Below are 21,189 nucleotides of genomic sequence, written 5' to 3'. Positions count from 1 at the left end.
CGTAAGCATTCTACCCCTTCTTAAACATATTGGGGGGTGCGGGGGGTAAACAAGTGATTTGATATATAAACAAGTATAGCCGCCATCATGGTTTCTACTTGGTACGCTTTAAAGGTTTCAGAGACATTCGCAGGCCATTTAAGACATTTTTAGACACCTGAAGTACATAATTATATTTCTCATCTAAATGATTGCTCAAATCGACTGTTTTTAAAATATTAAAGACATCTGTTGTAAATTCAGTGTTTATTTCTGACATTTGTGTCAATAAAAATATTATGCCATGGCAAGACCTAAAGAATTTGAAATTGAAAATCTGAAAGCGGCTGCATATTATGTGTTAGCTGAAAGCAATGAAAAGCCTAATCTAACTAATATTGCAAAGCAGGCAGGTATAAACCGCACCCAGTTGCAAAACCACTATAAATTTGAAGAGCTGCGTGTTTTGGCGGTTGAGCATGCATTGGATATATTAACATCAAACATCTTTAAGATTTTTAAATCTGAAGATGGTGCTTTCGATGTGAAAATTAAAATGCTTGTAATGCATTGCATGACCAAGGCAAAGAAACACCCTAACCTTGTTTCTTTTATTGGTAAAGAATATGACTTATTGGAAATCGAAACATTAAAAAGGTTCCGACAAAAAGCAAGTCTTGATTTAAAGCCTTTCGTAAATGAGCTTGAGAGGCAGGTTGCGCAAGGAAATTTTATTGCCACTGATGCTTTGCATGTCCTTATGTATATTATGTCTTTGGCTTCATACCCTATTATTGCCGGGGATGCTATTGAAATGGTTACAGGAACCCGTTCATATGCATACCGAAGAGTTTTATCAAAACACAGGGATGAAATTGTAGCGTTCATTCTAAAAGGCTTTAGGAAATAAATGTCACTTTAGTCATGAATTAAAATTAGGTCTATACAGTCGAAATTAAAACCCAGCCGACCCAAATACCGACCTAATCAATAATATCGGTCTACACTTTAGGTTTTCATCTTAAAACGGGGCAAGCCTATCTCATGCGCTTGCGGGTACGGCGCTCTATGGGTAATTGAAACATATTCACGTATTTGCCTGTGTGCATCATACTGCCTTTCGTGTACATACACTTCTGTCCTGTAAAAGCTGCCTTAGTTATTAATGACAGAAACCATAAACTCAACAGGGTAATATACCTTTAGGTAGAGGCTTTGGTAACTTTCCACAGCATAAGAGGCAGAATACGCTTTACAAAAAGAATGGTCGGTAAAGGATTCTATTTGCCTGTATCTTCCTAGCTAAGCTGAAGCAGATGCGTTTTAGGAGCACAATAGTCGAAATATTTTTTTTTGAGCCTTAAATGAAATTTCCAGTTTGTTTGTTATGCCATATCCTATTACATAATAAATGGTCTTATAATCAATATCTTTTTCTATATGTCTATATCGGCTTAATTTTTCAGAGATACTAGCTTGAATAGAGGCATTAAGCTCAATATTATATTTTGCCTTAAGAGTTAAAGCCAAATCATGTACACGGTCTTTAATAGTTGCTGATTTTCTACTTGTGCTCAGCACGTAAGCATAAGAAATAATTCCTAAACTATTCTGGTCAGATAAAAAATCAAGTAAATCGCGATAAAAAACATCTGTTTTGTAGATGTTTAATTTTCTGTAGTCTTTACTTTTTGTTTGAAGTCTATTTCTAAACTCTTCAATTTGTAGCTTGACATCTCTTATATATTCATCGTTGAGTTCTACTTGAAAAAAAAGAAGATTGGATTTAAAACTTTTTACAGCATCATTAACAATTGAATCTTTAAGGTTTGATGAGAGTTCATTTCCGTTTACTTTTAGAGTATCTAACACAAGTTTAATATCTGATTTAAAATTTGTTCTTAAACTATCTGAGTAATCTAATTGAGTTCCATAAAATATTCCATACCTAGTTTCTTTTAATGCAACATTATACTTTTCGTATCCTTTTGAATTTATTTTAACCTTAAATTTTTTGATATTAACCGATGTAGGTTGGTCACTTAAAAGGCTTGAAATTGTATCCAAGTATTTATTGAGACCAAACTGCTTCCGTATTTTTGTTATACCACATCTCTTGTAATAGAGATAATTAATACTATCAAGTAAATTTGCAGAATCAAGATCATTTTCTGATAACAAAAAAGAAGTTGGCTGGTAAGGATTTTGTATAGAATATATTTTACCTAGTATGTTAAAAATACTGTCTTGTGGAATCGGTATCTTAACTTCAGGATATTGATCCGCTGTATTTAATTTAAAATCTTTTTTGTTTGTTCCAAAAATATCTTTTGGGGTAATTTTATGTCCAAAATAGAGATTGTTTTTTGAACATCCTAATAAGATGGAGCTTAGTAATAATAAGTATAAAATATTAGTTTTCATATTAATAAGATTTGCAGATGTTAAATTAGGGCTTAAAAAAATTATATACAATACCTAACAATAGGTATTCTTAGAGTAAGTAATTTGCAAAAAATAATTCGTTTCACTCCATGTATAGGGTATCAAAACTGACCTTGATCACACATAGATATTTAAAGCAATAAGACAAAGCCTGAAATGACATTATTTGCTTTTTTTATCTTTAATCTTGTCACATTCTGTTGTTGGCAAGAAAAACGAAAAATATTTATTGGTATAGCCTCAACAAAACCAGTCGTATACTTAGGTATAGCGACCCTGAGTTTATTGAAAAGTTAGACCAAATGAGCCTGCCATTTTTAAATAAAGGCAAATACAGGGCTTTTCCCATCGAAGGTGACTCAATGCCTCCGCATCGTGAAGGGTCGTTTGTAATCGGTGAATATATGGAAAATAAAGCCGATATCAAGGCAGGCAGTACATACGTGCTATTGACTAAGGATGAGGGCATCGTTTATAAGCGGGTACATGCGTTCAATAAAAATATCGTGTTTCTTAGTTCAGATAACAAGGCGTATAAAACCTATGGTGTTAAGTTTACTGATGTCATTGAGGTATGGAAATTTGCCTGTAGCCTTTTGAACAAAAGAGTTTGAGGCGAATGATTGGAGTACGCAGACCTTAAAAGAAATTGTTAAGGAGTTGAGGCGGGAGGTAAAAGGAATGAAATGAAAGGGTAAACTTAAGTGAATGTGGAGTATAGAGAAATACCTGTGAAAGAAAAATAGGTAAAATTACCTATTGGTAAAATTCTCAAATTGTTATATTTGTTCTTAACAATATATTAAATTATAATTTGAAAATGATTGATGTTGTGCTTATATAATATTTAGTCCCTGGACGAAACATGCACACCAAATGTTAATTTGTCTTACTATAAATCTCCTAATCTACAATGTCGAAATTAACCCCATTAATTCAAAAAGCATTTGATCAAAATCAGGAGTTAAATTCAATCATAACTTTTAAAGGTATCAAGTTGTCGGAAGTACCGAGTAATTTAAAGGAAAAATTTATCGACTATTCCTATTGGAGTGAAGACAAAATAGACAGTACTCAACTATTTTCTAGAGATGCAAAAATAAAATTGATTACAGAACTTTCTTCTAATGGAGTAAATGCGAGATTAATTTCATATGAAGCCCTGATATATGGATTTAAATTAGCAAAAGATATTGGAATAGTATCTGATATTAAAATAATCGATTTTAGCATTTATGAATTCCATAATAATAATTTAGATACATCAATTCAAAATATTGAGGATTTAAATGAACAGGGCGAAGAATTAGACGAAGAGGAATACCATGAAATTTTTGCTTCTTCAATTGTTATTGACAATGCGACTTTCGTTCAATATCGAGATGGTTTATTAATGAAGAATGCTCGTATATTACACATCTTTTCAGCAAAAGAATTTAATATTAATGAATTTACAACTATTAACGAAAACGAAATTTCAATTACTGATTTTGTCTATAACTTTGAAAACAGGGATTATATAAAGAAAGTTATTGATATTGTCCGACAGGATTATAATCCAATAAATATATTAGTTGACAACGTCTTAAAAACTGACTTAAAAGCTTCTGAACAGCTTTCTATCATATTAGATTATTTTGACCAACTAAATATAACATACACTCTAAAAAGAATTGTTTTCGACCTTTCCAAAGCTTCAAGAGAAGAACTTAATATTTTGCTTAAAAAACATTGGAATTCAGATTCATTTAGAACTTTGAAAATCTATGCTGACCCAGATTTAACAAAAGATATTATTGAAATTAGTCAAGCTGAAGTAGTTGAAGCAATTATTGATGAATACGAAAATGGTAATCTCAGAAACAAAAATATTCAAGACGTTTTTCTTACTGCTCCAACTGGGGCAGGTAAATCACTATTATTTCAATTACCCGCAATCTATCTAGGTGAAAAATATAATACTATAAGTATTGTAGTTACTCCATTAAAAGCATTGATGGTTGACCAAGTTAAACAACTACAAGAAAAAGCTAACTATAATAAAGTTGCATTTATTAATTCCGACATCACTGTAATTGAAAGAGACGAAATTTTACAGGATATTCATAAAGGAGATATAGACATACTGTACTTAGCTCCAGAATTGTTATTATCTTATGATATTAGCTATTTTCTAGGAAGACGAAAATTAGGATTATACATTGTAGATGAAGCTCATACTGTAACTACTTGGGGAAGAGATTTTAGGGTCGATTACTGGTATCTTGGTTATCATATTAGCAAAATAAGAAAATATGGAAAAGATAATGAAGGTAAAAATCTGAAATTTGTTGTTGTTGCGGTAACAGCTACTGCACCATATGGAAGTAGACATGATGTTGTCTTTGAAACTTTGAAAAGTTTACAAATGCATTATGCGAAAAAATATATAGGTTATGCGAAAAGAGATGATATTACTTTTGATATAAATCATGTAGTAATTGATGGTAACTTACAAACTCAAAAAGTAAACCGCACAGTGGAGAGATTAAGAGAATTTGAATCCGCAAATAAGAAGACAATTGTATATTGCCCTTTTACTTCACAAGTTGATGAAGTAATTAACAGAGCTCGAGAAAGTAATTTAGAAGTTTTCCCTTTTCATAGTGGATTGAATCAAAGTATTAGAGATCGCTCATATGAGCATTTTAAAAACAATTCCTCCATAAGTATGATTGCAACAAAAGCTTTTGGAATGGGAATTGACGTAAGCGATATTACCCAAGTGTACCATTTAGCTCCCACAGGACTATTAACTGATTACATTCAGGAAATAGGAAGACTTGCGAGACGAGATGATTTGCAGGGCATTGCATCTGTCGATTTTAGCACTAGAGATTTTCAATTTATCAATGTACTTCATGGTCTAAATCGAACATTTGATTGGCAGCTAAGAGAAGTAATGAATAGAATTTATAGGCTCTATGAAGATGGTGAAAAACAAAATCATTTAATAAATTCAGATGAATTTGGACACATATTTCCTGGTACAACAGGTGAGAACTTACAAAATTCCTTAAAAAATGCGTTGATGTTAATTGAAAAAGATTTAAACATTAAGTACAACCGTATCCCTGTAATCATTGCCAGGCCTAAAAATTTATTTGCAACAGTTTTCGCAAGTATTAGCAATGATAAGGTTGAATCTATAAAAAAACTACTAAAAGAAGACTGTTACCGAATAGTAGAATATGAAGGATTAAAACAACATTATAGATCGATAATTATATTAGAGTTAGATCGTATTTGGGAACAGAACTTTAGGGACAAGTCCTTTGCCCTCCTTAAACGGGACTTTTTTAAAAATACCCTTTTTGCCGATATTGAGTTGGAGCCTAAAATTAGGATTAATATATCTTTAAATGATAATCTCGCAAAAACACAAACAATTATTCAGGATTACTTTAATAGAATTTCAATGGCCTTAGCTAACCAAGCTGGCTTTTTCGAAAAAGAACAATTTATGCTTGCATTAGTAAGAAATGGTATGGAAAGAGAGATAGCTGAAAGAATTTCTGAATTCATTTTACCGATGTTTAGTCAAAGAGATAACTTAAATCTTACAGTTGCTGATGTAGCAGAAAATTCAAATTTCTTGCAATCAAAAAAGTTTGATGATCGATTGAAGTATAGAATTGTTGATGGAGCTGTAACGCAAATTATATCGAATATAAGAAGAACAATTAATACCCAATTTCAAAATAAGCGATCAATAGAAAAATACTTATCTCGTGATTCGGCACAAAAGAAGTTATATTCAAAAATTGGCCAGATAATTGAGGTTTTTGAAATCGGAACATATTCAGTTACTGGAGGCGAGAATCCAAAAATATTCGTACGTATTAATGATCCTTTCAGGCTTAGGCAAGTGATTAATACGAATTACAAAAATATCTTATTAGCTGATGTGAGGAATCGACACATATCAGGTGTAGCATTGATGCAAGAATTCTTCTCATCTACAATGTCTTCAGAAGAAAGATGGAATTTCATTGAAGAATATTTTTTAGGGCAAAGAGTCTAAATTTTAATAACCTTAATTAGTTCCACATTCAGAAAGTATCTTTGTGGACAACCTTTTCATTTAGAACTGTACAGCCAAAATCAAAACCCAGCCGAACCAAGTACCGACCCAGGCAATAATATCGGCGTACACTTTAGGTTTTCATCTTAAAACGGGGCAAGCCTATCTCATGCGCTTGCGGGTACGGCGCTCTATGCGTCATTGAAGCATCTTCACGCATTTGCCGTAGGCATAATACTGCCTTTCTGTGTTAAGTGTAAAAGGCATCTTTGCCATCTTGTGCATTGTTATGGCTGGGAAGTGGTAATCAACCTCAACAATACCCAGTAACAAATAACAGCTGCCACCCTGAAACGGATAGTGTTCCAAACAATCGGGAAAATGGGCAGTGTCAAAATAATTGCCTTCATAGTCTATTCATGTGCCAAAGTACATTTCACCTCGCTTGGTAGGCACGTGCTTGCGAGATATAAGGTAAGCCAGCATCTTCACCGTTTGCTTGTGGTGGCTTGTGAGGTCTTTTGCCATTATACTCCCTCTATATTTTGTTTGTAACAAGCTGAAGGGGCAACAAGATACAGGAAAACCAAGTAGTTCTATTTCATCAAAGGCATCTTCAAATACTGAGCGTTCCAACACGGGCAGCTTGTATTCCTTTGCAGGTTCTTTAAGTAGTTGCAGGATGCGGTTTTCAGGCTTGTAGTTCACAAGCAGCATACGGGCTATTACAAGCAGCTCATTCTTTGTTTTTCCAGTAAAGCGGAATGCACCAATAAAAATAAGCGTCTGTAATCCTTCAATACCAACAGGGATATGTGGAAAATAAAACCGATATTAAGGCTGGCTGTACATACGTGCTACTAACGAAGGATGAAGGTATAGTTTATAAGCGAGTACACGCGTTCAATAAGAATATTGTGTTCCTTAGTTCAGATAACAAGGCGTATAAAACTTACTGTGTCAAGTTTTCTGATGTTCTTGAGGTATTGAAATTTGCAGGTAGCCTCTCAACAAAAGAGTTTGAAGCTGATGATTGGAGTACACAGACGCTAAATGAGATTGTTACGGAGTTGAGGAGAGATATAAAACTCGTGAAATTAATTAAATAATAAATATTTATTTTTTTAAAATACTGATATTAAATGATTTAACATAAACTATCAACCCTGAATTGGAACTTAGCTTTAAAAAAAGTGTCAAATATTTGTTTTTTTATAATTTTTTGCGTAGTTTTGCAATGTAAAAAATGTTATTATGGTAGATATAGATACTTCAGTGCTTTTAAGGAACAATACTGGTAACAAAACAAAAGAGAGTTTGGTTGGTGGCTTTGTTGTAAGAACTGGTGTGTTTAATAGAATTTATAAAGAAGTTAGGACATCAAAGGGATTTAGACATGAGAACTATTTAATTATTGGTCAACGTGGTGCAGGCAAGACAACATTGCTGTATCGCCTAAAATATGCATTTGAAGATGATGCAAAGCTTATGGCTACTGTTATCCCTATCATGTTTAGTGAAGAACAGTATAACTTGCTTGACTTGTATAGCCTATGGCAAGGTGTGGCTGATTACCTTGAAGAATTTCCTGGGTTTGATACTCTGCCGGAAGAAATTTCAACTATAAATTTAGCATATTCGGAAAGAGAAGCCAAAGCCTTTGAGATTCTACAAAATAGATTGTTAGCAACCGGCAAGACAGTAACACTCTTTATAGAAAATATTGATGTTTTCTTCAAAAAATTAGGTAAGGAGGGGCAAGCCAGATTTAAATCGGTTCTTGTTGATTCATCTCCTGTACGCTTAATATGTTCATCTACTGTGTACTTCGAAAGTGTTAGCAGTCCCAAAGAATTATTTCACGACTTTTTCGAAATAATAGAGTTAAGGGGATTGTCTAAAACAGAAAGTTCAAAACTTTTATACCAACTTGCTGGGCAGTTTAAGCAACTGGAAAAAATAAAAATTATTATCACAAATCACCCTAAGCGATTAGAGTCTCTTAGAAGATTAACAGGTGGAAATCCGAGGATAATCTCATATTTGTTTCAGATATTTTTAGATAACGAAAATGGGAAGGCTATAATTGATTTATACAAATTATTAGATGATATTACATTTTTATATAAGGCTGAATTAGACCAATTATCACCTCAACAACAGAGGGTAATAGACAGCATTGCAAGGAATTGGGATGCGATATCTACGAAGGAAATGTCTGTAAAAACAGGTATCGAAGGGAAACAAATATCATCTATTTTAAATGTACTTGAAAAAAACCAAGTGATTGAAATAGTACCTACAAAAACGAAAAATAATTTGTATAGACTTAAAGACCGTTTTCTCAACATTTGGTATTTAATGAGGTTTGGTCGAAACCATGAAAGAGCAGATGTTGTCTGGTTAGTCCGATTTTATGATGTATGGTGTGACCAAACAGAATTGTCAAATCATATAAATGAGCATATTAAGAACCTCAAAAATGGCCAGTATGATGTTGGCGCAGCCTTAGATATGGGTAACGTGTTTTTATCCTGTGCTAATGTGCCGGGGCATGTTAAATATGATATATATAAAACCACTAAGTCCATTCTTCCTTTGCACAAGATAAAAGAATTAAAATTATCAAGATCGGTGATATATGACTCTTTAAGGGGGTTAGTGGAAGATAAGAAATTTGATGAAGCTATCGAGGTACTTAATGGACTTAACCCTGTGGAAAAATATTATGATATTGCCAGTTGGGTTTATTATATGAAGGGCGATTTAGATAAAAGCGTTGATCTATTAGTAAGATTGTATGATATTAAGCCAAGTGGAGATTTAGCAATGCAGATAGCAGGTTTATATGAAACCCAGTCGCATTATAATAAATCAATTCAATATTATAAGCTGGCTATTAGCGACCAAATATGGGAAGCATATTATCATCTTGGTACTATCAGTTACAATAATGGAAATCTTGAAGAGGCTGAAGATTATTTCCTGTCGGGAATAAATAACGGTGTAGATAAATGTTATAATTCTTTAGCAGCTGTTTATTACAATAGCGGTAGGCTGGATAATAGTGCCAAATTGCTGCAGGAAGCAATCGCTAACGGAAATACATTTAAAAGCTTAAAAATAAACTTAGCGTTGATTTATCATAAACAATTGCAAACTGATAAAGCGATAGCTTTGTTGCATGAAGTAATTAATCAGGGTGATCTGAAGGCTTACGTTAATCTTGCTACGATATATATTACTAAAGAGGAACCCGACTTGTTGACTGCAAGAATGTTACTTGAAGAGGCTATTGATAAAGGATACACTAAAGCTTATCACCATCTTGCAAGATTGTACTTGAAAGAAGACAATATTAAGCAGGCAGAATATTATTTGTTTCAGGGCTATGAACGAAAAGATGCTGAGTCAGCACATTTGTTAGGACATTTTTATTGTGAAGGTGATGATTGGTTAAAAGGTGAGGAATATTTTATAAGCGCTATTAAATGGGGTAAACTCTCTGCTCTTATGTGTCTTGGAGAATGTATATTGACAGATAAGCGTAACGACCGTAAGACTTTTATCTTGAAATTGTTTAAAAAATATCAGCAGAAGATTCATGGAGAAATTGCCATAGAGTTAACTTATATAAAGATTCTTATATGGAGTAATAATTTGAAAGCAGCAGTTGATAAATTACAACATATCGGAACTATTGTTGCTAATAAAATTGAATCCCGCAAAAGTGACGAAAGATTTGTTGATAATATAATAAACGACCTAACCACAATTTTTATTATGTTAATGGCTAAAGAGCAATATGGCGTGCTTTATAGTATGTTTAGCAATAAAGATTTCAGTTATAAAAGCATGCTGAGACCAGTTTATTTCAGTTTGATGAATTTTATGAAAGATGAATTTCCAAACGAATATCTTAAACCCGGAGCAGAATTTAGAGAAACTGTGAACGAAATCATTAATAAAGTTTTTGATTATAGAAAAGAAGAAATGTCTAATTCTAAACAAAGTAATGATATGATGTAGTAGTAAGTAATATCAGTAGTAAGGTATATTAAAGGCTCCAAGAAAGTACCAGTTTCTTGAAGCCCAATAGAAGGGATACAAGTTGAGACTTGCCTCGATAAATCGAGTGTTATCCAGTAATTCACGTACAAAGATATTGTTTCAATGTTAATGTACAACTAACTTCTCTTTAATATATTCTTAAAAGGTTCAGCAGGTCTCCGGCAAAAACTCTCTAATCCGTAAAAATTTTGAGGGTTAACCTAATATCTAACAACATGCCAGGTAAAAACCAGCACGTAGTTCCACACAAAGACGGCTTTGCTGTCAGAGGTGCAGGTAACAGTAAAGTTACTAAAGTTACTGACACACAGAAGGAAGCAATTTCTGTAGCAAGAGAAATCGCTAAAAATCAGCAGTCAGAGCTATTCATCCACAGGCCAAATGGCCAAATTAGGCAAAGGGACAGTTATGGGAATGACCCACACCCTCCTAAAGGATAAATTAAGAGCAACAGGCTCTACTGAGCCTGTTGTTTTCTACAACTTAAATTTAAGAATATGAATAGAAATTACGATGAATTAATTAAAGGAATTGAAAATAGAATAAATCCTGACGCTTATACACAAAGAACTGTTATGTTTTCAGCTGATGCGCCGCCATCTGCATTATTTGAAAGCCAAAAGGTTTTGGAATCAAAGGGGGCAATGTACATTAAGAAAGCGATGATGGCTGTAAATCAGACGTACACAATGAATAGTAAAGTCGCAGCTGAAAAAGTTAAAGCTCACCTTTTAAAAAAGCATAAAAGTACAGTGGATTATGAGTATCAAGGCTCTGTTATGACAAATACTCACATAATTAAAGATCATGATATTGATTTAGTACAATTGACATCTCTCTCAAAGGGAATGGATCATGTAGGGCTTGATAAAGCCTTATCTTCACCTTCTCTATTGAAGCCGGAAGAACATACAAATTTAAAGAAACATAAGGATAACTTCAGTCGTTACGAAGGGAGTCAAATTTCTGATTTAAGAAAAGTAAGACTGAATGCAGAAGAAGTTTTAACATCAGAATATAAAACTGTTGATGTATCTGGTGCTAAATCTATTGCTGTAAAAGTAACAAACCCTGAGCGTGATGTTGATGTCGTAACAGCTGCTTACTACAAAGGTGTAGACTATATGAAAAGCAACAAGAAGTATAGACGAGGTATACAAATATATAATAAGGACAGTGATAGTGTGATGCCCGTAGATTACCCTTTTTGGAGTATAAAAAGGATAAATGAACAAGACATATATGTAAACGGACGACTCAAAAACATGATTAGGTTTTTGAAAAATTTAAAATTTGATTCTCCAGATATAGATAATGATACTTGTTTAATTAAGAGCTTTCACATCAATGCTATTTGCTATGATATAGATAAAGAATCTTATCGTTTTTCACACTATTTGGACTTAGCGTCGATTTTACATAAACAATTATATCGTATCTTAAATGATGCAGGTTATATGCAGAATTTAAGATCTGTCGATGGTACCGAAAAGGTGTTTGAAAAGGACACTGATAAAAAACTAAGGGAGGTTAGGGTGTTGTACAATTTAATAGATGCTGTCTTAGCGGATATTCATATTCAACGTTTACTAATTGGTTAATATGGAAACTATGAAGAAAGCTATTCTGAATTGGGCAAAGCGACACCTAATACTTCTTAAGATAGTAGGTTTTATACTGAATGTCTGCACCATTTTACTCTTATTATTATGGGTGCTAAAAATGAAGGTAAATGCCCTTAGTGATTTCGATTTTGAGGCTATTTTAGCTTGTGTTTCACCATTGGCGCTATCGTTAAATCAACTGCATAGAAAATTACTCGAAGAAAATGAATACTCTCCAGCTGTTGTATTAGCTCATGGATATATATATAACTTCTTATTGCCGGTAATTACGCAGCTTAAAGAGGATGGAGTGGTCAAGCCAAAAATATGCTTATATAAAGCACATGATATTGATGACCTAACTGATAAGAAGATTGACCTGATGAAAGCGGATTTGATTAATAAAAGTTTTCAATTGTCAGAGGTAAAGCTAAATCTTAAACAAGCCAGGGCAAGAGATATATTGACTATTAGTAAGGGTTCTAACCAAACATATTTTGATTTCCCTAATACACTACTATCATTATTTAATTATATAGATTATAAGCTTGAGACTAAATCTAATAGGCATTCTGATAAACAGAAAAAAGATTTGGCAGAAAAATTGGTTGGTGAATTCTATGATACTTTAGACGATTTATTGATTAAAAATAGAATTAAGCAATATATCAAGTACTGTGATTTTAATCTTAAAGTTTTCGGTTAATTACTTGCACATATTAAAGCTTCCGAAACTAAGAGTTTCGAATACTAACCGGATTAAAGTTTATCTTGACGGAATGGCTTCAAATAAACAAGACCTCTAACCTTAAATAATAATTAAAACATTAAAATATGGCAAGATGTACAGCACCAGTTCATGGACATCGCACTGCGAGCGGGGCAGAAGCATGCCCCGCTTGTAGCAGTCGCTACAGTCGTAGTTACAATTCTTATACTTCTTATTCTTCTCACCCTACCTATTCTTCATCTTCAGGTAGTTCAGCGACTCGCAATACAGGACAATCTCGAAGTATGAAGGCTCGTTGGTCTTCACCAAGTTCAACCCTTCTATATACTCCTACAGAAATCCGAACTCTTACTCCTATACGTGAAAATGTAGAAAAACGTTCTGATTTGCCTGACTTAAGAGATGTTTTTCTTTGCCATGCTTGGGATGATAGAAGGGACGCTGCTAAAGAGTTGCATGATTTATTAGAATCTAAAGGTGTATCTGTTTGGTTTAGTGAAAAAGATGTTTTGCTTGGTTCATCGTTACTCCGTGAGAGTGATAAGGGTTTAGCAAAGTCAAGAGTTGGTCTTGTGTTAGTCACTCCCGCCTTTATAAAACGTGTTAAAGGCGAGGGAATTGCAGATAAAGAGCTTTCTGCTCTCTTGGCTCGTGATTTACTTGTTCCTATTGTGCATAATACAACATACGAAGAACTTCGCGAAGTTAGTCCTTTGCTTGGCTCTCGAAGCGGACTGAGTACTACAGAAGAGCCTATGTCAGATATAGTATCTAAGCTTGCTGAGTTAGTTACCCTTGAGCCTGCATAGCTAACGGTTCACTTGTATAAAGAATATGAAAAGCTCCATAATATGGAGCTTTTTCTTTATATTCGAGTTGCAAAATCATGTACCGAGTTCAAAGGTAATTAACACTAAAGAGTAGCTTAAAATTCGCCAGTAATAATTTTAAAAACCCCTATTCTGACCCCTACACTTTTTTACTCGGTATAAACTCCCGAAAACACTACACCTTTCAAAATAAGTTCTGACCCCATTGTGGTCACAACAATAAAAAAAGGACAAAGTAAAACGCTTTGTCCTTTTTTTGTTTGCACACCTCAGCGATGTCTTATTTGTATTGAATCATTACATTTGCTATTAGCAAAAACAACCAACCATGAAGAAACTGGCCTGCTTACTTATCTTATGTAGTCTTAATATTAATTCACAAACCTTAAAGTCCCTGCAGGCAGAAGCAGATGCGTACCAAAAATGCCTGGATAAAGGCGAAAACATGAAAGGCTGCGCAGAAGATTACTACACACTTGCCGACCACCACCTCAATACCGTTTATAAAAAGCTTATGGCTAAACTTACCGGTGCCGAAAAACTTCAACTGAAAGAAGAGCAACGGAAATGGCTGAAAAAACGTGATAATGAGTTCAAAAAAATACACCGTGAGGCAAATGAAGTATTTGACTGTGGGTATATGTGCCAAGATTATTTAATGACTGTTGCCAACAATGAAGCTGGTTTTGTATTGGAGCGGGTTAAAGTACTTATAAAACGTTTAGAAAAACTAAAGTAAGAGGATTACACCAACCGTTAAGTACGGATTTATAAATCTGGGCTAACAATTATCCTATCAATCCCAAATTTGCCGTTTTGTCTTTTGATACATCCTTGTTCCTTAAAAAAAGTGAGTCTGTTAACAATACACGCTTGGGACTTATTAATAACAATAATGGAAAGTAGATCAAATTTCCATGAAAACTTCTTCTTTCATTGTAATTCCTATTTGTACAAAACTAGATGAGTCAATATTAATTTTTCCATATAGTGAATTTAACAGTTTAATTAATTTATGTTTATTGAAAATGTTGAAATACAAAAGCTTAGTTTCTTTAATATTACCTTTTTTAATGTAATATATAGATATAATAGTATCTCTACTGCTTCCTAATCCTGCATTTTGACATGTCATCTTGACGATATTATCAATTTTAATTCTTTCCAAATAGAGAAAACTTAAATTGAAAAAAAAATTATTTATATAAATGACATGGTTGAAAATTCTTACGAATTTTAAAAATAATATAATTGAAAATACCATTCCTAAAATTCCTGCAAAACACAGTAAAATAATAATACTCAAAAATACTAGAATTGTCAAAATAAAAATGACAATAGACACATAATCGTAATGAACTATCGCTGTAGTTTGTTTTTCTCTCACTTTTTGATTTCGTTTATTTAGATACAACTCCGAACTTTGGTATAAGCTTTACACACTTGGGGGTCATAATCGGATAAAACCTAGATTTCTTAATTCTCACACCACTTCAACCACAGGCATCACTTCACGCAGCAGTGCTTTAAGTTGGGCGATTTCATGGGTGTACAGCGTATTCTTCCTGCACCCGAAATACAGGGTGTTTTGCAGCTTCTTTTTACCCTCCCATACCAGTTGCACCTTGCCTTCCTGGATTTCCTTCTGGCACAAAAAATCAGGCATTACCGCCAGCCCTGTCCCTCCCGAAAGACAGCGCACAATAGAGTTAAGGTTGGGCACTATATAGTTCGGCCTAAAATCAGGGCGGTGCCCAAAGTTCAGTTCCCAGAAGCGGAACAAATGCTCCATATCGCCTGTAGTACCGTACCATTTATGGCTTTTCAGCCACTTTTCGGCGGCTTCAAAGTCTTTTTTCGCTACTAGCGCATCAAACTCCCCGGTATCCACGTCGCCCCCCCCTACCAGCACTATGGTTTCAGAGCTAAAAGGCTCATGCCCCACCCCTGCCGACGTACCTTTACGTGGAGTTACCACCAGGTCTATTATCCCTTTATCAAGGTTATCCAGCATTTCGGGGTACTCCCCAAAACACACAATAACGTTAAACGGCAGGCTGCTGATGTGCTTTTCCAGCGTTGCCTGAAACATCTCAAAACACATCCCCACACTTATGGTAGGCGTGTTTTTCTCGGTACTTTTCTGGAAGGTTTTTTCGGCCTGTTCCAGTTTAGATATTGGTTCGTATATGGCGTTATACAAGGCTTTGGCACGTTCGGTAGGCAGCATTTTTCGTCCGGTACGTTCAAAAAGTTTGTAGCCCACGTAGCTTTCCAGCGAACTAAGGTGCAGGCTTACCCCCGGCTGCGAAATAAACAATGCATCAGCGGCTCCTGTAAGCGTGCCGGTAGTATATATTGCCTTAAATGTGCGGTACCACTCTAAATTCACCATAACCTAAATTCATTATAATTATAATACAAAGGTATAAATTATCTTATTTTAATAATATAAAAACCACCTGTAACTTTGTAGTGTATTTAAAGCAATAAAAATTATGAAACACATACTGGTAATAAACGGCGGCCAAAACTTTGGCCATTCGGGTGGAGCGTATAACAATACAATTACTTCTGTTACAGAAGATTTCTTTACTAACCACCCCGATTATACTGTAGAGGTAACGCACGTAAATAAGGGGTTTGACCCACATGCGGAGGTAGCCAAATTTAACCGCGCAGATATTATTATATACCACACCCCCATTTGGTGGTTTCAGTTGCCTTTCGGGCTTAAGAAATACATAGACGAGGTATTTACGGCAGGCCACAGAAACGGCATATACAACAGCGATGGGCGCCACGCCGATACTCCCCAAATAGGTTACGGTACAGGTGGGACCATGCACGGCAAGCACTATATGGTAACTACCACATGGAATGCTCCGTCTACAGCATTTACGCTACCGGGAGAATTTTTTAACGAAACAAGCGTAGATAATGGTGTGTTGTTTGGGTTTCACCGCATGAATGCTTTTGTGGGGCTGAGCAAAATTGATGGATTCCATTTTCATGATGTGATGAAAAACCCCAACATGGAGCTTGAAATGAGCCGCTACAGACAACACTTAGAAAATGTTTTTGCTAATAACACCGTAAACGCTTAAGCCATGAAAGTATATTTAACCGCCATTGTAAAAAGCAAACCCGAACATACTGCCGATGTACTTGCCCTACTGCAAAACATGGTAACGCACAGCCGTAACGAAGCGGGTAACCTGCAATACGACCTGCACCGCGATAAAGCCGACGAAAACACGTTTGTATTTTACGAAATATGGCAAAGCGAAGAGATACTGCAACAGCACAACGAACAGCCGTATTTAAAAGACTTTATAGATATTATCCCTTACAAACTACAGCAACCGCCTGTGATTATAAAGATGGAATTGCTTTCTTAGAAAATATAACACAGAGATACACGGAGGGAGCACAGAGATTCACAGAGTTTTTTGGAGGCTGCCTTCAGCAAAAGTTCACAGAGCTGTATGTTAAAACGTACAGCTCTGTGTTCTTATACCAGAGGTATAATCTCTTTTCTCCGTGTCGCTCTGTGCTCCCTCCGTGTATCTCTGTGTTACTGATTATTCAAGTTCATGATGGAAGTGTAGCTCCTAAAGCCATCAACCAACAACCATCAACCAAATTACAACTTACTGATATAACTACCGAAAGGATCCCTAAACTGATAGCCCTCGCTAAAGCGGTCTTTGTTTAGCTTTTTGTATTCGGCAAGTCCCCATAATACAAACTCCTTCATAAACAAGAGGTCTTCCTTAGGTGTTTCGGGAGCATATTTTTGTATCAGCTGCTTAAGCGGAATAATTTTGTCCAGTTCCTTTTGGTACTGCCTGTCGGTAGCATCATCGGTTATCTCCAGGCCTCCGCTTTCGTTAAAAAACCAGTCGATTATCTCCTGGTAAGGGCTTTTCTGGTTCTGTTTTTCCAGCTTTTCTATTTTAGGGAAATGCTCGCCAAACAGGGTTTTTACAGCACTACTGATTAAAATTTCGGCAACGGCAGCAGCACCTTCCTGCTCACCTTCGTATACCAGCTCCACCTTACCGGTAATGGCCGGTATAATACCCATAAAATCACTAAGGCGTACCGTAGTTTTTTCCTCCCCGGCACGCAGCGCTCGGCGCTCGGCAGTACTCAGCAGATTTTCAAAAGCGGTTATGCTCATACGGGCACTAACGCCGCTCTTGTAATCTACAAACTCACTATCGCGGGCTTCAAAGCCAATTTGTTCCAAAAGATCTTTGGCTAATGATGGCACATACACCGTATCGCTTTGGCGGCTGTCCAGCCTTGCCTCGTGCTCAGTGATGGTACGGGCTATTTTTATATCCTCAGGGTAGTGCGTAAGGATTTGCGATCCTATCCTGTCTTTAAGAGGCGTTACTATGCTGCCACGGTTGGTATAATCTTCCGGGTTCGCAGTAAAGATGAATTGCAAATCCAGCGGCAGGCGTACCTTAAACCCACGGATTTGAATATCGCCTTCCTGCAAAATATTGAATAGCGATACCTGTATGCGCGCCTGTAAATCGGGCAACTCGTTAATCACAAAAATACAACGGTTGGCACGCGGAATCATACCGTAGTGAATCACGCGGTCATCGGCATAAGACAGTTTTAAGTTGGCAGCCTTAATCGGGTCAATGTCTCCTATCAGGTCAGCCACAGTAACGTCGGGTGTAGCAAGTTTTTCGAAAAAACGGTCGTTGCGGTGCAGCCAGCTAATCGGGGTATCATCGCCTTTGGCAGCAAGCACCTCAACAGCATAGCGCGAAATAGGGTTAAACGGGTCGTCGTTAATCTCGCTGCCCTCTATATACGGAATGTATTCGTCCAGCAAATTCACCATAAGGCGTGCCAGCCTGGTCTTAGCCTGACCGCGAAGCCCCAGCAGGTTAATATTGTGCCGACTCAAAATAGCCTGCTCCAGTTGCGGGATTACGGTATGCTCATATCCATACACCCCTTCAAAAACGGTTTGTTTCTTAGCTATTTTGGCACGTAGGTTTTTACGCAGTTCGTCTTTTATACTAATGGGTTCGTAACCCGAGGCTTTTAGTTCGCCAAATGTTTTTATATCTGTTATAGTCATAATTGTGTGTAGTTGTGTTAAGTATTAAGATTCCGAGACGGTCTATCATCTATTACCTCTCATCTAAAAGTCTTAATACTTTGTACTTAATACTCTAATCTTTACCTTATTTAATTCTCTTTTTCCTGTTCGCTTCATAATCCTCAAAAATCATCTCACCCAAGCCTTTCAGCCCGGTATAGAATGCCTTGCCTTGATTCGCTTCGGTAAACTCGCGTACAAAGCGCTGCAGGTAGCTGTCCTGCGCTATCATAAAGGTGGTTATGGGTATATGCAGTTTACGCGCCTGTGCAGCCATGGTATAGCATTTTTCAACGATATACTCGTCCAGGCCGTTGCTGTTCATATAATAAGTACCGTCGCTCTCGCGTACGCAGCTCGGCTTGCCATCGGTAATCATAAAAATCTGCTTATTGGTATTGCGCTTCCGGCGCAGCAGGTCCATAGCAAGTTGCAGCCCTGCCACGGTATTGGTATGGTATGGCCCTACTTGCAGGTATGGCAAATCTTTAATCTCAATAGGCCAGGCGTCGTTGCCAAACACCAGTATATCGAGCGTATCTTTAGGGTAGCGCGTGGTAATGAGTTCGGCTAATGCCATGGCCACTTTTTTAGCCGGTGTTATGCGGTCTTCCCCGTACAGAATCATACTGTGGCTAATATCTATCATCAGTACCGTACTCATCTGCGCCTTATGGTGACTGTCTTCTACTACCAGGTCATCTTCGGTTATGCGAAACGCATCTACACCGTTATTTACCTGGGCGTTTTTAAGGCTTTCGGTAAGCGAAATTTTCTCCAGCGCATCGCCAAAACGATAATCGCGAAACTCCCCAGTGTGTTCGTCGCCCGCGCCGCTGTATTTGGTTCGGTGATTACCCGATCCGTTGCGCTTCAGGTTACCAAATATCTGTTTTAGTGCCTGCTGACGGATGTTCTGCTCCAACTTAGAGCCCAGTTTTATACCACTGCCCTCTCCGTTTCCATCGCCATCCGGGCGGATTTCTTCACGGATATAGCCTTTCTTTTTAAGGTCTTCTATAAAATCGTCTATGGTATATTCCGGTGTGGTAAGCTCGTATTCTTTATCCAGCTGGCGTAACCAGTCTATGGCTTCATCAAAATCACCCGAAGTATGGGTAATGAGCTCGGTAAAAATTTCCAGCAACTTATCAAAAACCGACTGGGGAGCGGCGCTGTAAGTGCTAAATTTAAACCCTTTTCTTCTTCCTGTTTCCATACCCATAAAGTTACTATATAATTAAATGCGCTGTGCATTGGTCAAAAGTTAAAATTTATTTGTAGTAAACTGTTTATATATTTTAATTGTACACTTGTACGTATCAACCTCAACTTAACATGACTTATCGCCCAATACCCCTTCCCAAACGTAAAAACCCGCTTAGACCATTAGGCCGCATACTGCTCGTTGTTTTTATACTGATGAACGTTATAGCGGCGTTTCAGGCATGGTCGTTTACACACTTTGATGATACGGTGGGCAATCGTGTAAACGCAGATAGCTTAAACGTAGCGCAGAAAACAGAAATGCTGCTTTTTGGCGCTTCCTTACCCCGGCCTCTAAATACAGCACTGCCCGACCAATCTTACGAAACGGTAAACATACAAAGCAATGTGGCCCTTAGCACATGGTACAGTAAAGCCAACACGCCCCACCCAAAAGGCACCATATTATTGTTTCATGGGTATCAGGGTACAAAATCAACCCTTATTGAAGTATCCGACGCCTTACTTAATATGGGCTATAATACCCTGATGGTAGATTTTATGGGATCTGGCGGCAGCGAAGGCAATCAGACGACCATAGGGTATAAAGAGGCTGAAAACGTAAAGGCCTGCTACGACTACGTTGCCCAGAAAGGCGAAAAAAATATTTACCTGTACGGGAGCAGCATGGGCGCAGCCGCCGTTATGAAAGCCGTTGACGATTACAAACTTTCGCCTCGTGGTATTATTGTAGGGTGTCCTTTTGGCTCAATGTATGGCACCGTTTGCAAACGCTTTGAAATTATGGGAATACCAAGGTTTCCCATGGCAGGATTGCTTACGTTTTGGGGCGGTTTAGAAAATGGCTTTTGGGCATTTGGCCACAACCCGGAAGACTATGCCAAAAACATTACCTGCCCTACCCTGCTGTTGTGGGACGAGCAGGACAACCGCGTAAGCTACGAAGAAACACAAGCCATATACAATAACCTGGCGGGCAAAAAGGAACTGCACACCTTTATACATTCCGGGCATGGGCAGTATATAGATACCGAACCTGAAGAATGGGCCACTACGGTACGTACCTTTTTATGGCAACCTTCGGGGAAATAAATTATCTTTATAAA

General features: G+C 36.6%; 16 protein-coding genes and 1 pseudogene. 12 read left to right on the top strand and 5 right to left on the bottom strand.

Features of this window, described 5'->3' with window-relative positions; genetic code table 11:
• Window positions 1–283 precede the first annotated feature (283 nt).
• Entirely contained in the window at window positions 284–889 is a 606-nt protein-coding gene (locus ACLI08_RS05240) for a hypothetical protein (protein WP_411427416.1), read from the top strand.
• A 413-nt stretch (window positions 890–1,302) separates the two neighbouring features.
• On the opposite strand, the gene ACLI08_RS05235 is transcribed toward ACLI08_RS05240, so the two are convergent.
• Entirely contained in the window at window positions 1,303–2,403 is a 1,101-nt protein-coding gene (locus ACLI08_RS05235) for a hypothetical protein (protein ID WP_411427415.1), read from the bottom strand.
• 323 nt (window positions 2,404–2,726) lie between these two features.
• Between ACLI08_RS05235 and ACLI08_RS05230 the strand changes: the two genes are divergently transcribed.
• Together ACLI08_RS05230 and ACLI08_RS05225 are read left to right on the top strand one after the other, a co-directional pair.
• Complete coding sequence (locus tag ACLI08_RS05230) at window positions 2,727–3,038, top strand: helix-turn-helix transcriptional regulator (protein WP_411427414.1); 312 nt, start codon at window positions 2,727–2,729, stop codon at window positions 3,036–3,038.
• A gap of 299 nt (window positions 3,039–3,337) precedes the next feature.
• Window positions 3,338–6,487, top strand: a complete 3,150-nt coding sequence (locus ACLI08_RS05225) for a helicase-related protein (RefSeq protein WP_411427413.1) — start codon at window positions 3,338–3,340, stop codon at window positions 6,485–6,487.
• Between the two features lie 133 nt (window positions 6,488–6,620).
• Here ACLI08_RS05225 and ACLI08_RS05220 read toward each other — a convergent pair.
• A pseudogene (locus ACLI08_RS05220) lies at window positions 6,621–7,300 on the bottom strand (DNA polymerase III subunit alpha); the annotation flags it as partial.
• A gap of 441 nt (window positions 7,301–7,741) precedes the next feature.
• On the opposite strand from ACLI08_RS05220, the gene ACLI08_RS05215 reads away from it, so the two are divergent.
• The 6 genes from ACLI08_RS05215 (at window position 7,742) to ACLI08_RS05190 (ending at window position 14,461) form a co-directional block, all read left to right on the top strand.
• Complete coding sequence (locus tag ACLI08_RS05215) at window positions 7,742–10,516, top strand: hypothetical protein (protein ID WP_411427412.1); 2,775 nt, start codon at window positions 7,742–7,744, stop codon at window positions 10,514–10,516.
• Window positions 10,517–10,773: 257 nt separating this feature from the next.
• Complete coding sequence (locus ACLI08_RS05210) at window positions 10,774–10,998, top strand: DUF2188 domain-containing protein (RefSeq protein WP_411428003.1); 225 nt, start codon at window positions 10,774–10,776, stop codon at window positions 10,996–10,998.
• Window positions 10,999–11,055: 57 nt separating this feature from the next.
• The gene (locus tag ACLI08_RS05205; protein ID WP_411427411.1) at window positions 11,056–12,159 is read left to right on the top strand and encodes a hypothetical protein; all 1,104 of its coding nucleotides are present in this window, start codon (window positions 11,056–11,058) and stop codon (window positions 12,157–12,159) included.
• Between the two features lie 10 nt (window positions 12,160–12,169).
• On the top strand, window positions 12,170–12,868 hold the full coding sequence (locus ACLI08_RS05200; RefSeq protein WP_411427410.1) for an STING domain-containing protein: 699 nt from the start codon (window positions 12,170–12,172) through the stop codon (window positions 12,866–12,868).
• A gap of 308 nt (window positions 12,869–13,176) precedes the next feature.
• A complete protein-coding gene (locus ACLI08_RS05195) occupies window positions 13,177–13,701 on the top strand; it encodes a toll/interleukin-1 receptor domain-containing protein (RefSeq protein WP_411427409.1) in 525 nt (174 codons plus the stop codon).
• 349 nt (window positions 13,702–14,050) lie between these two features.
• Window positions 14,051–14,461 (top strand): lysozyme inhibitor LprI family protein, encoded by a 411-nt coding sequence (locus ACLI08_RS05190; protein ID WP_411427408.1) that lies wholly within the window; start codon window positions 14,051–14,053, stop codon window positions 14,459–14,461.
• A 744-nt stretch (window positions 14,462–15,205) separates the two neighbouring features.
• Here the strand turns inward: ACLI08_RS05190 and ACLI08_RS05185 are convergent.
• Entirely contained in the window at window positions 15,206–16,117 is a 912-nt protein-coding gene (locus ACLI08_RS05185; protein ID WP_411427407.1) for a LysR family transcriptional regulator, read from the bottom strand.
• A 103-nt stretch (window positions 16,118–16,220) separates the two neighbouring features.
• Between ACLI08_RS05185 and ACLI08_RS05180 the strand changes: the two genes are divergently transcribed.
• Together ACLI08_RS05180 and ACLI08_RS05175 are read left to right on the top strand one after the other, a co-directional pair.
• Entirely contained in the window at window positions 16,221–16,829 is a 609-nt protein-coding gene (locus ACLI08_RS05180; protein ID WP_411427406.1) for an NAD(P)H-dependent oxidoreductase, read from the top strand.
• Between the two features lie 3 nt (window positions 16,830–16,832).
• On the top strand, window positions 16,833–17,123 hold the full coding sequence (locus tag ACLI08_RS05175) for a putative quinol monooxygenase (RefSeq protein ID WP_411427405.1): 291 nt from the start codon (window positions 16,833–16,835) through the stop codon (window positions 17,121–17,123).
• Between the two features lie 245 nt (window positions 17,124–17,368).
• Here ACLI08_RS05175 and ACLI08_RS05170 read toward each other — a convergent pair whose 3' ends face one another.
• Both ACLI08_RS05170 and ACLI08_RS05165 read right to left on the bottom strand, forming a co-directional pair.
• Window positions 17,369–18,835, bottom strand: coding sequence for an AAA family ATPase (locus ACLI08_RS05170; protein WP_411427404.1), 1,467 nt, complete (start codon window positions 18,833–18,835; stop codon window positions 17,369–17,371).
• A gap of 106 nt (window positions 18,836–18,941) precedes the next feature.
• Window positions 18,942–20,075: a vWA domain-containing protein gene (locus tag ACLI08_RS05165; RefSeq protein ID WP_411427403.1), complete on the bottom strand. Its 1,134-nt coding sequence runs from the start codon at window positions 20,073–20,075 to the stop codon at window positions 18,942–18,944.
• A 119-nt stretch (window positions 20,076–20,194) separates the two neighbouring features.
• Here ACLI08_RS05165 and ACLI08_RS05160 point away from each other — a divergent pair, with 119 nt between their 5' ends.
• Window positions 20,195–21,175: an alpha/beta hydrolase gene (locus tag ACLI08_RS05160; RefSeq protein ID WP_411427402.1), complete on the top strand. Its 981-nt coding sequence runs from the start codon at window positions 20,195–20,197 to the stop codon at window positions 21,173–21,175.
• The last annotated feature ends 14 nt before the right edge of the window (window positions 21,176–21,189 follow it).

The sequence above is a fragment of the Flavobacterium sp. RNTU_13 genome, assembly GCF_046614455.1.
Lineage (GTDB): Bacteria > Bacteroidota > Bacteroidia > Flavobacteriales > Flavobacteriaceae > Flavobacterium.
The sequence above is the reverse complement of the archived record's forward strand: the minus strand, read 5'-3'. Positions and strand labels throughout refer to the sequence as shown.

Excerpts from the sequence above, each read along its gene's own strand:
- ACLI08_RS05240 (WP_411427416.1), top strand. The coding sequence starts at position 284 with ATGGCAAGACCTAAAGAATTTGAAATTGAAAATCTGAAAGCGGCTGCA.
- ACLI08_RS05235 (WP_411427415.1), bottom strand. The coding sequence starts at position 2,403 with ATGAAAACTAATATTTTATACTTATTATTACTAAGCTCCATCTTATTA.
- ACLI08_RS05230 (WP_411427414.1), top strand. The coding sequence starts at position 2,727 with ATGAGCCTGCCATTTTTAAATAAAGGCAAATACAGGGCTTTTCCCATC.
- ACLI08_RS05225 (WP_411427413.1), top strand. The coding sequence starts at position 3,338 with ATGTCGAAATTAACCCCATTAATTCAAAAAGCATTTGATCAAAATCAG.
- ACLI08_RS05215 (WP_411427412.1), top strand. The coding sequence starts at position 7,742 with ATGGTAGATATAGATACTTCAGTGCTTTTAAGGAACAATACTGGTAAC.
- ACLI08_RS05210 (WP_411428003.1), top strand. The coding sequence starts at position 10,774 with ATGCCAGGTAAAAACCAGCACGTAGTTCCACACAAAGACGGCTTTGCT.
- ACLI08_RS05205 (WP_411427411.1), top strand. The coding sequence starts at position 11,056 with ATGAATAGAAATTACGATGAATTAATTAAAGGAATTGAAAATAGAATA.
- ACLI08_RS05200 (WP_411427410.1), top strand. The coding sequence starts at position 12,170 with ATGAAGAAAGCTATTCTGAATTGGGCAAAGCGACACCTAATACTTCTT.
- ACLI08_RS05195 (WP_411427409.1), top strand. The coding sequence starts at position 13,177 with ATGAAGGCTCGTTGGTCTTCACCAAGTTCAACCCTTCTATATACTCCT.
- ACLI08_RS05190 (WP_411427408.1), top strand. The coding sequence starts at position 14,051 with ATGAAGAAACTGGCCTGCTTACTTATCTTATGTAGTCTTAATATTAAT.
- ACLI08_RS05185 (WP_411427407.1), bottom strand. The coding sequence starts at position 16,117 with ATGGTGAATTTAGAGTGGTACCGCACATTTAAGGCAATATATACTACC.
- ACLI08_RS05180 (WP_411427406.1), top strand. The coding sequence starts at position 16,221 with ATGAAACACATACTGGTAATAAACGGCGGCCAAAACTTTGGCCATTCG.
- ACLI08_RS05175 (WP_411427405.1), top strand. The coding sequence starts at position 16,833 with ATGAAAGTATATTTAACCGCCATTGTAAAAAGCAAACCCGAACATACT.
- ACLI08_RS05170 (WP_411427404.1), bottom strand. The coding sequence starts at position 18,835 with ATGACTATAACAGATATAAAAACATTTGGCGAACTAAAAGCCTCGGGT.
- ACLI08_RS05165 (WP_411427403.1), bottom strand. The coding sequence starts at position 20,075 with ATGGAAACAGGAAGAAGAAAAGGGTTTAAATTTAGCACTTACAGCGCC.
- ACLI08_RS05160 (WP_411427402.1), top strand. The coding sequence starts at position 20,195 with ATGACTTATCGCCCAATACCCCTTCCCAAACGTAAAAACCCGCTTAGA.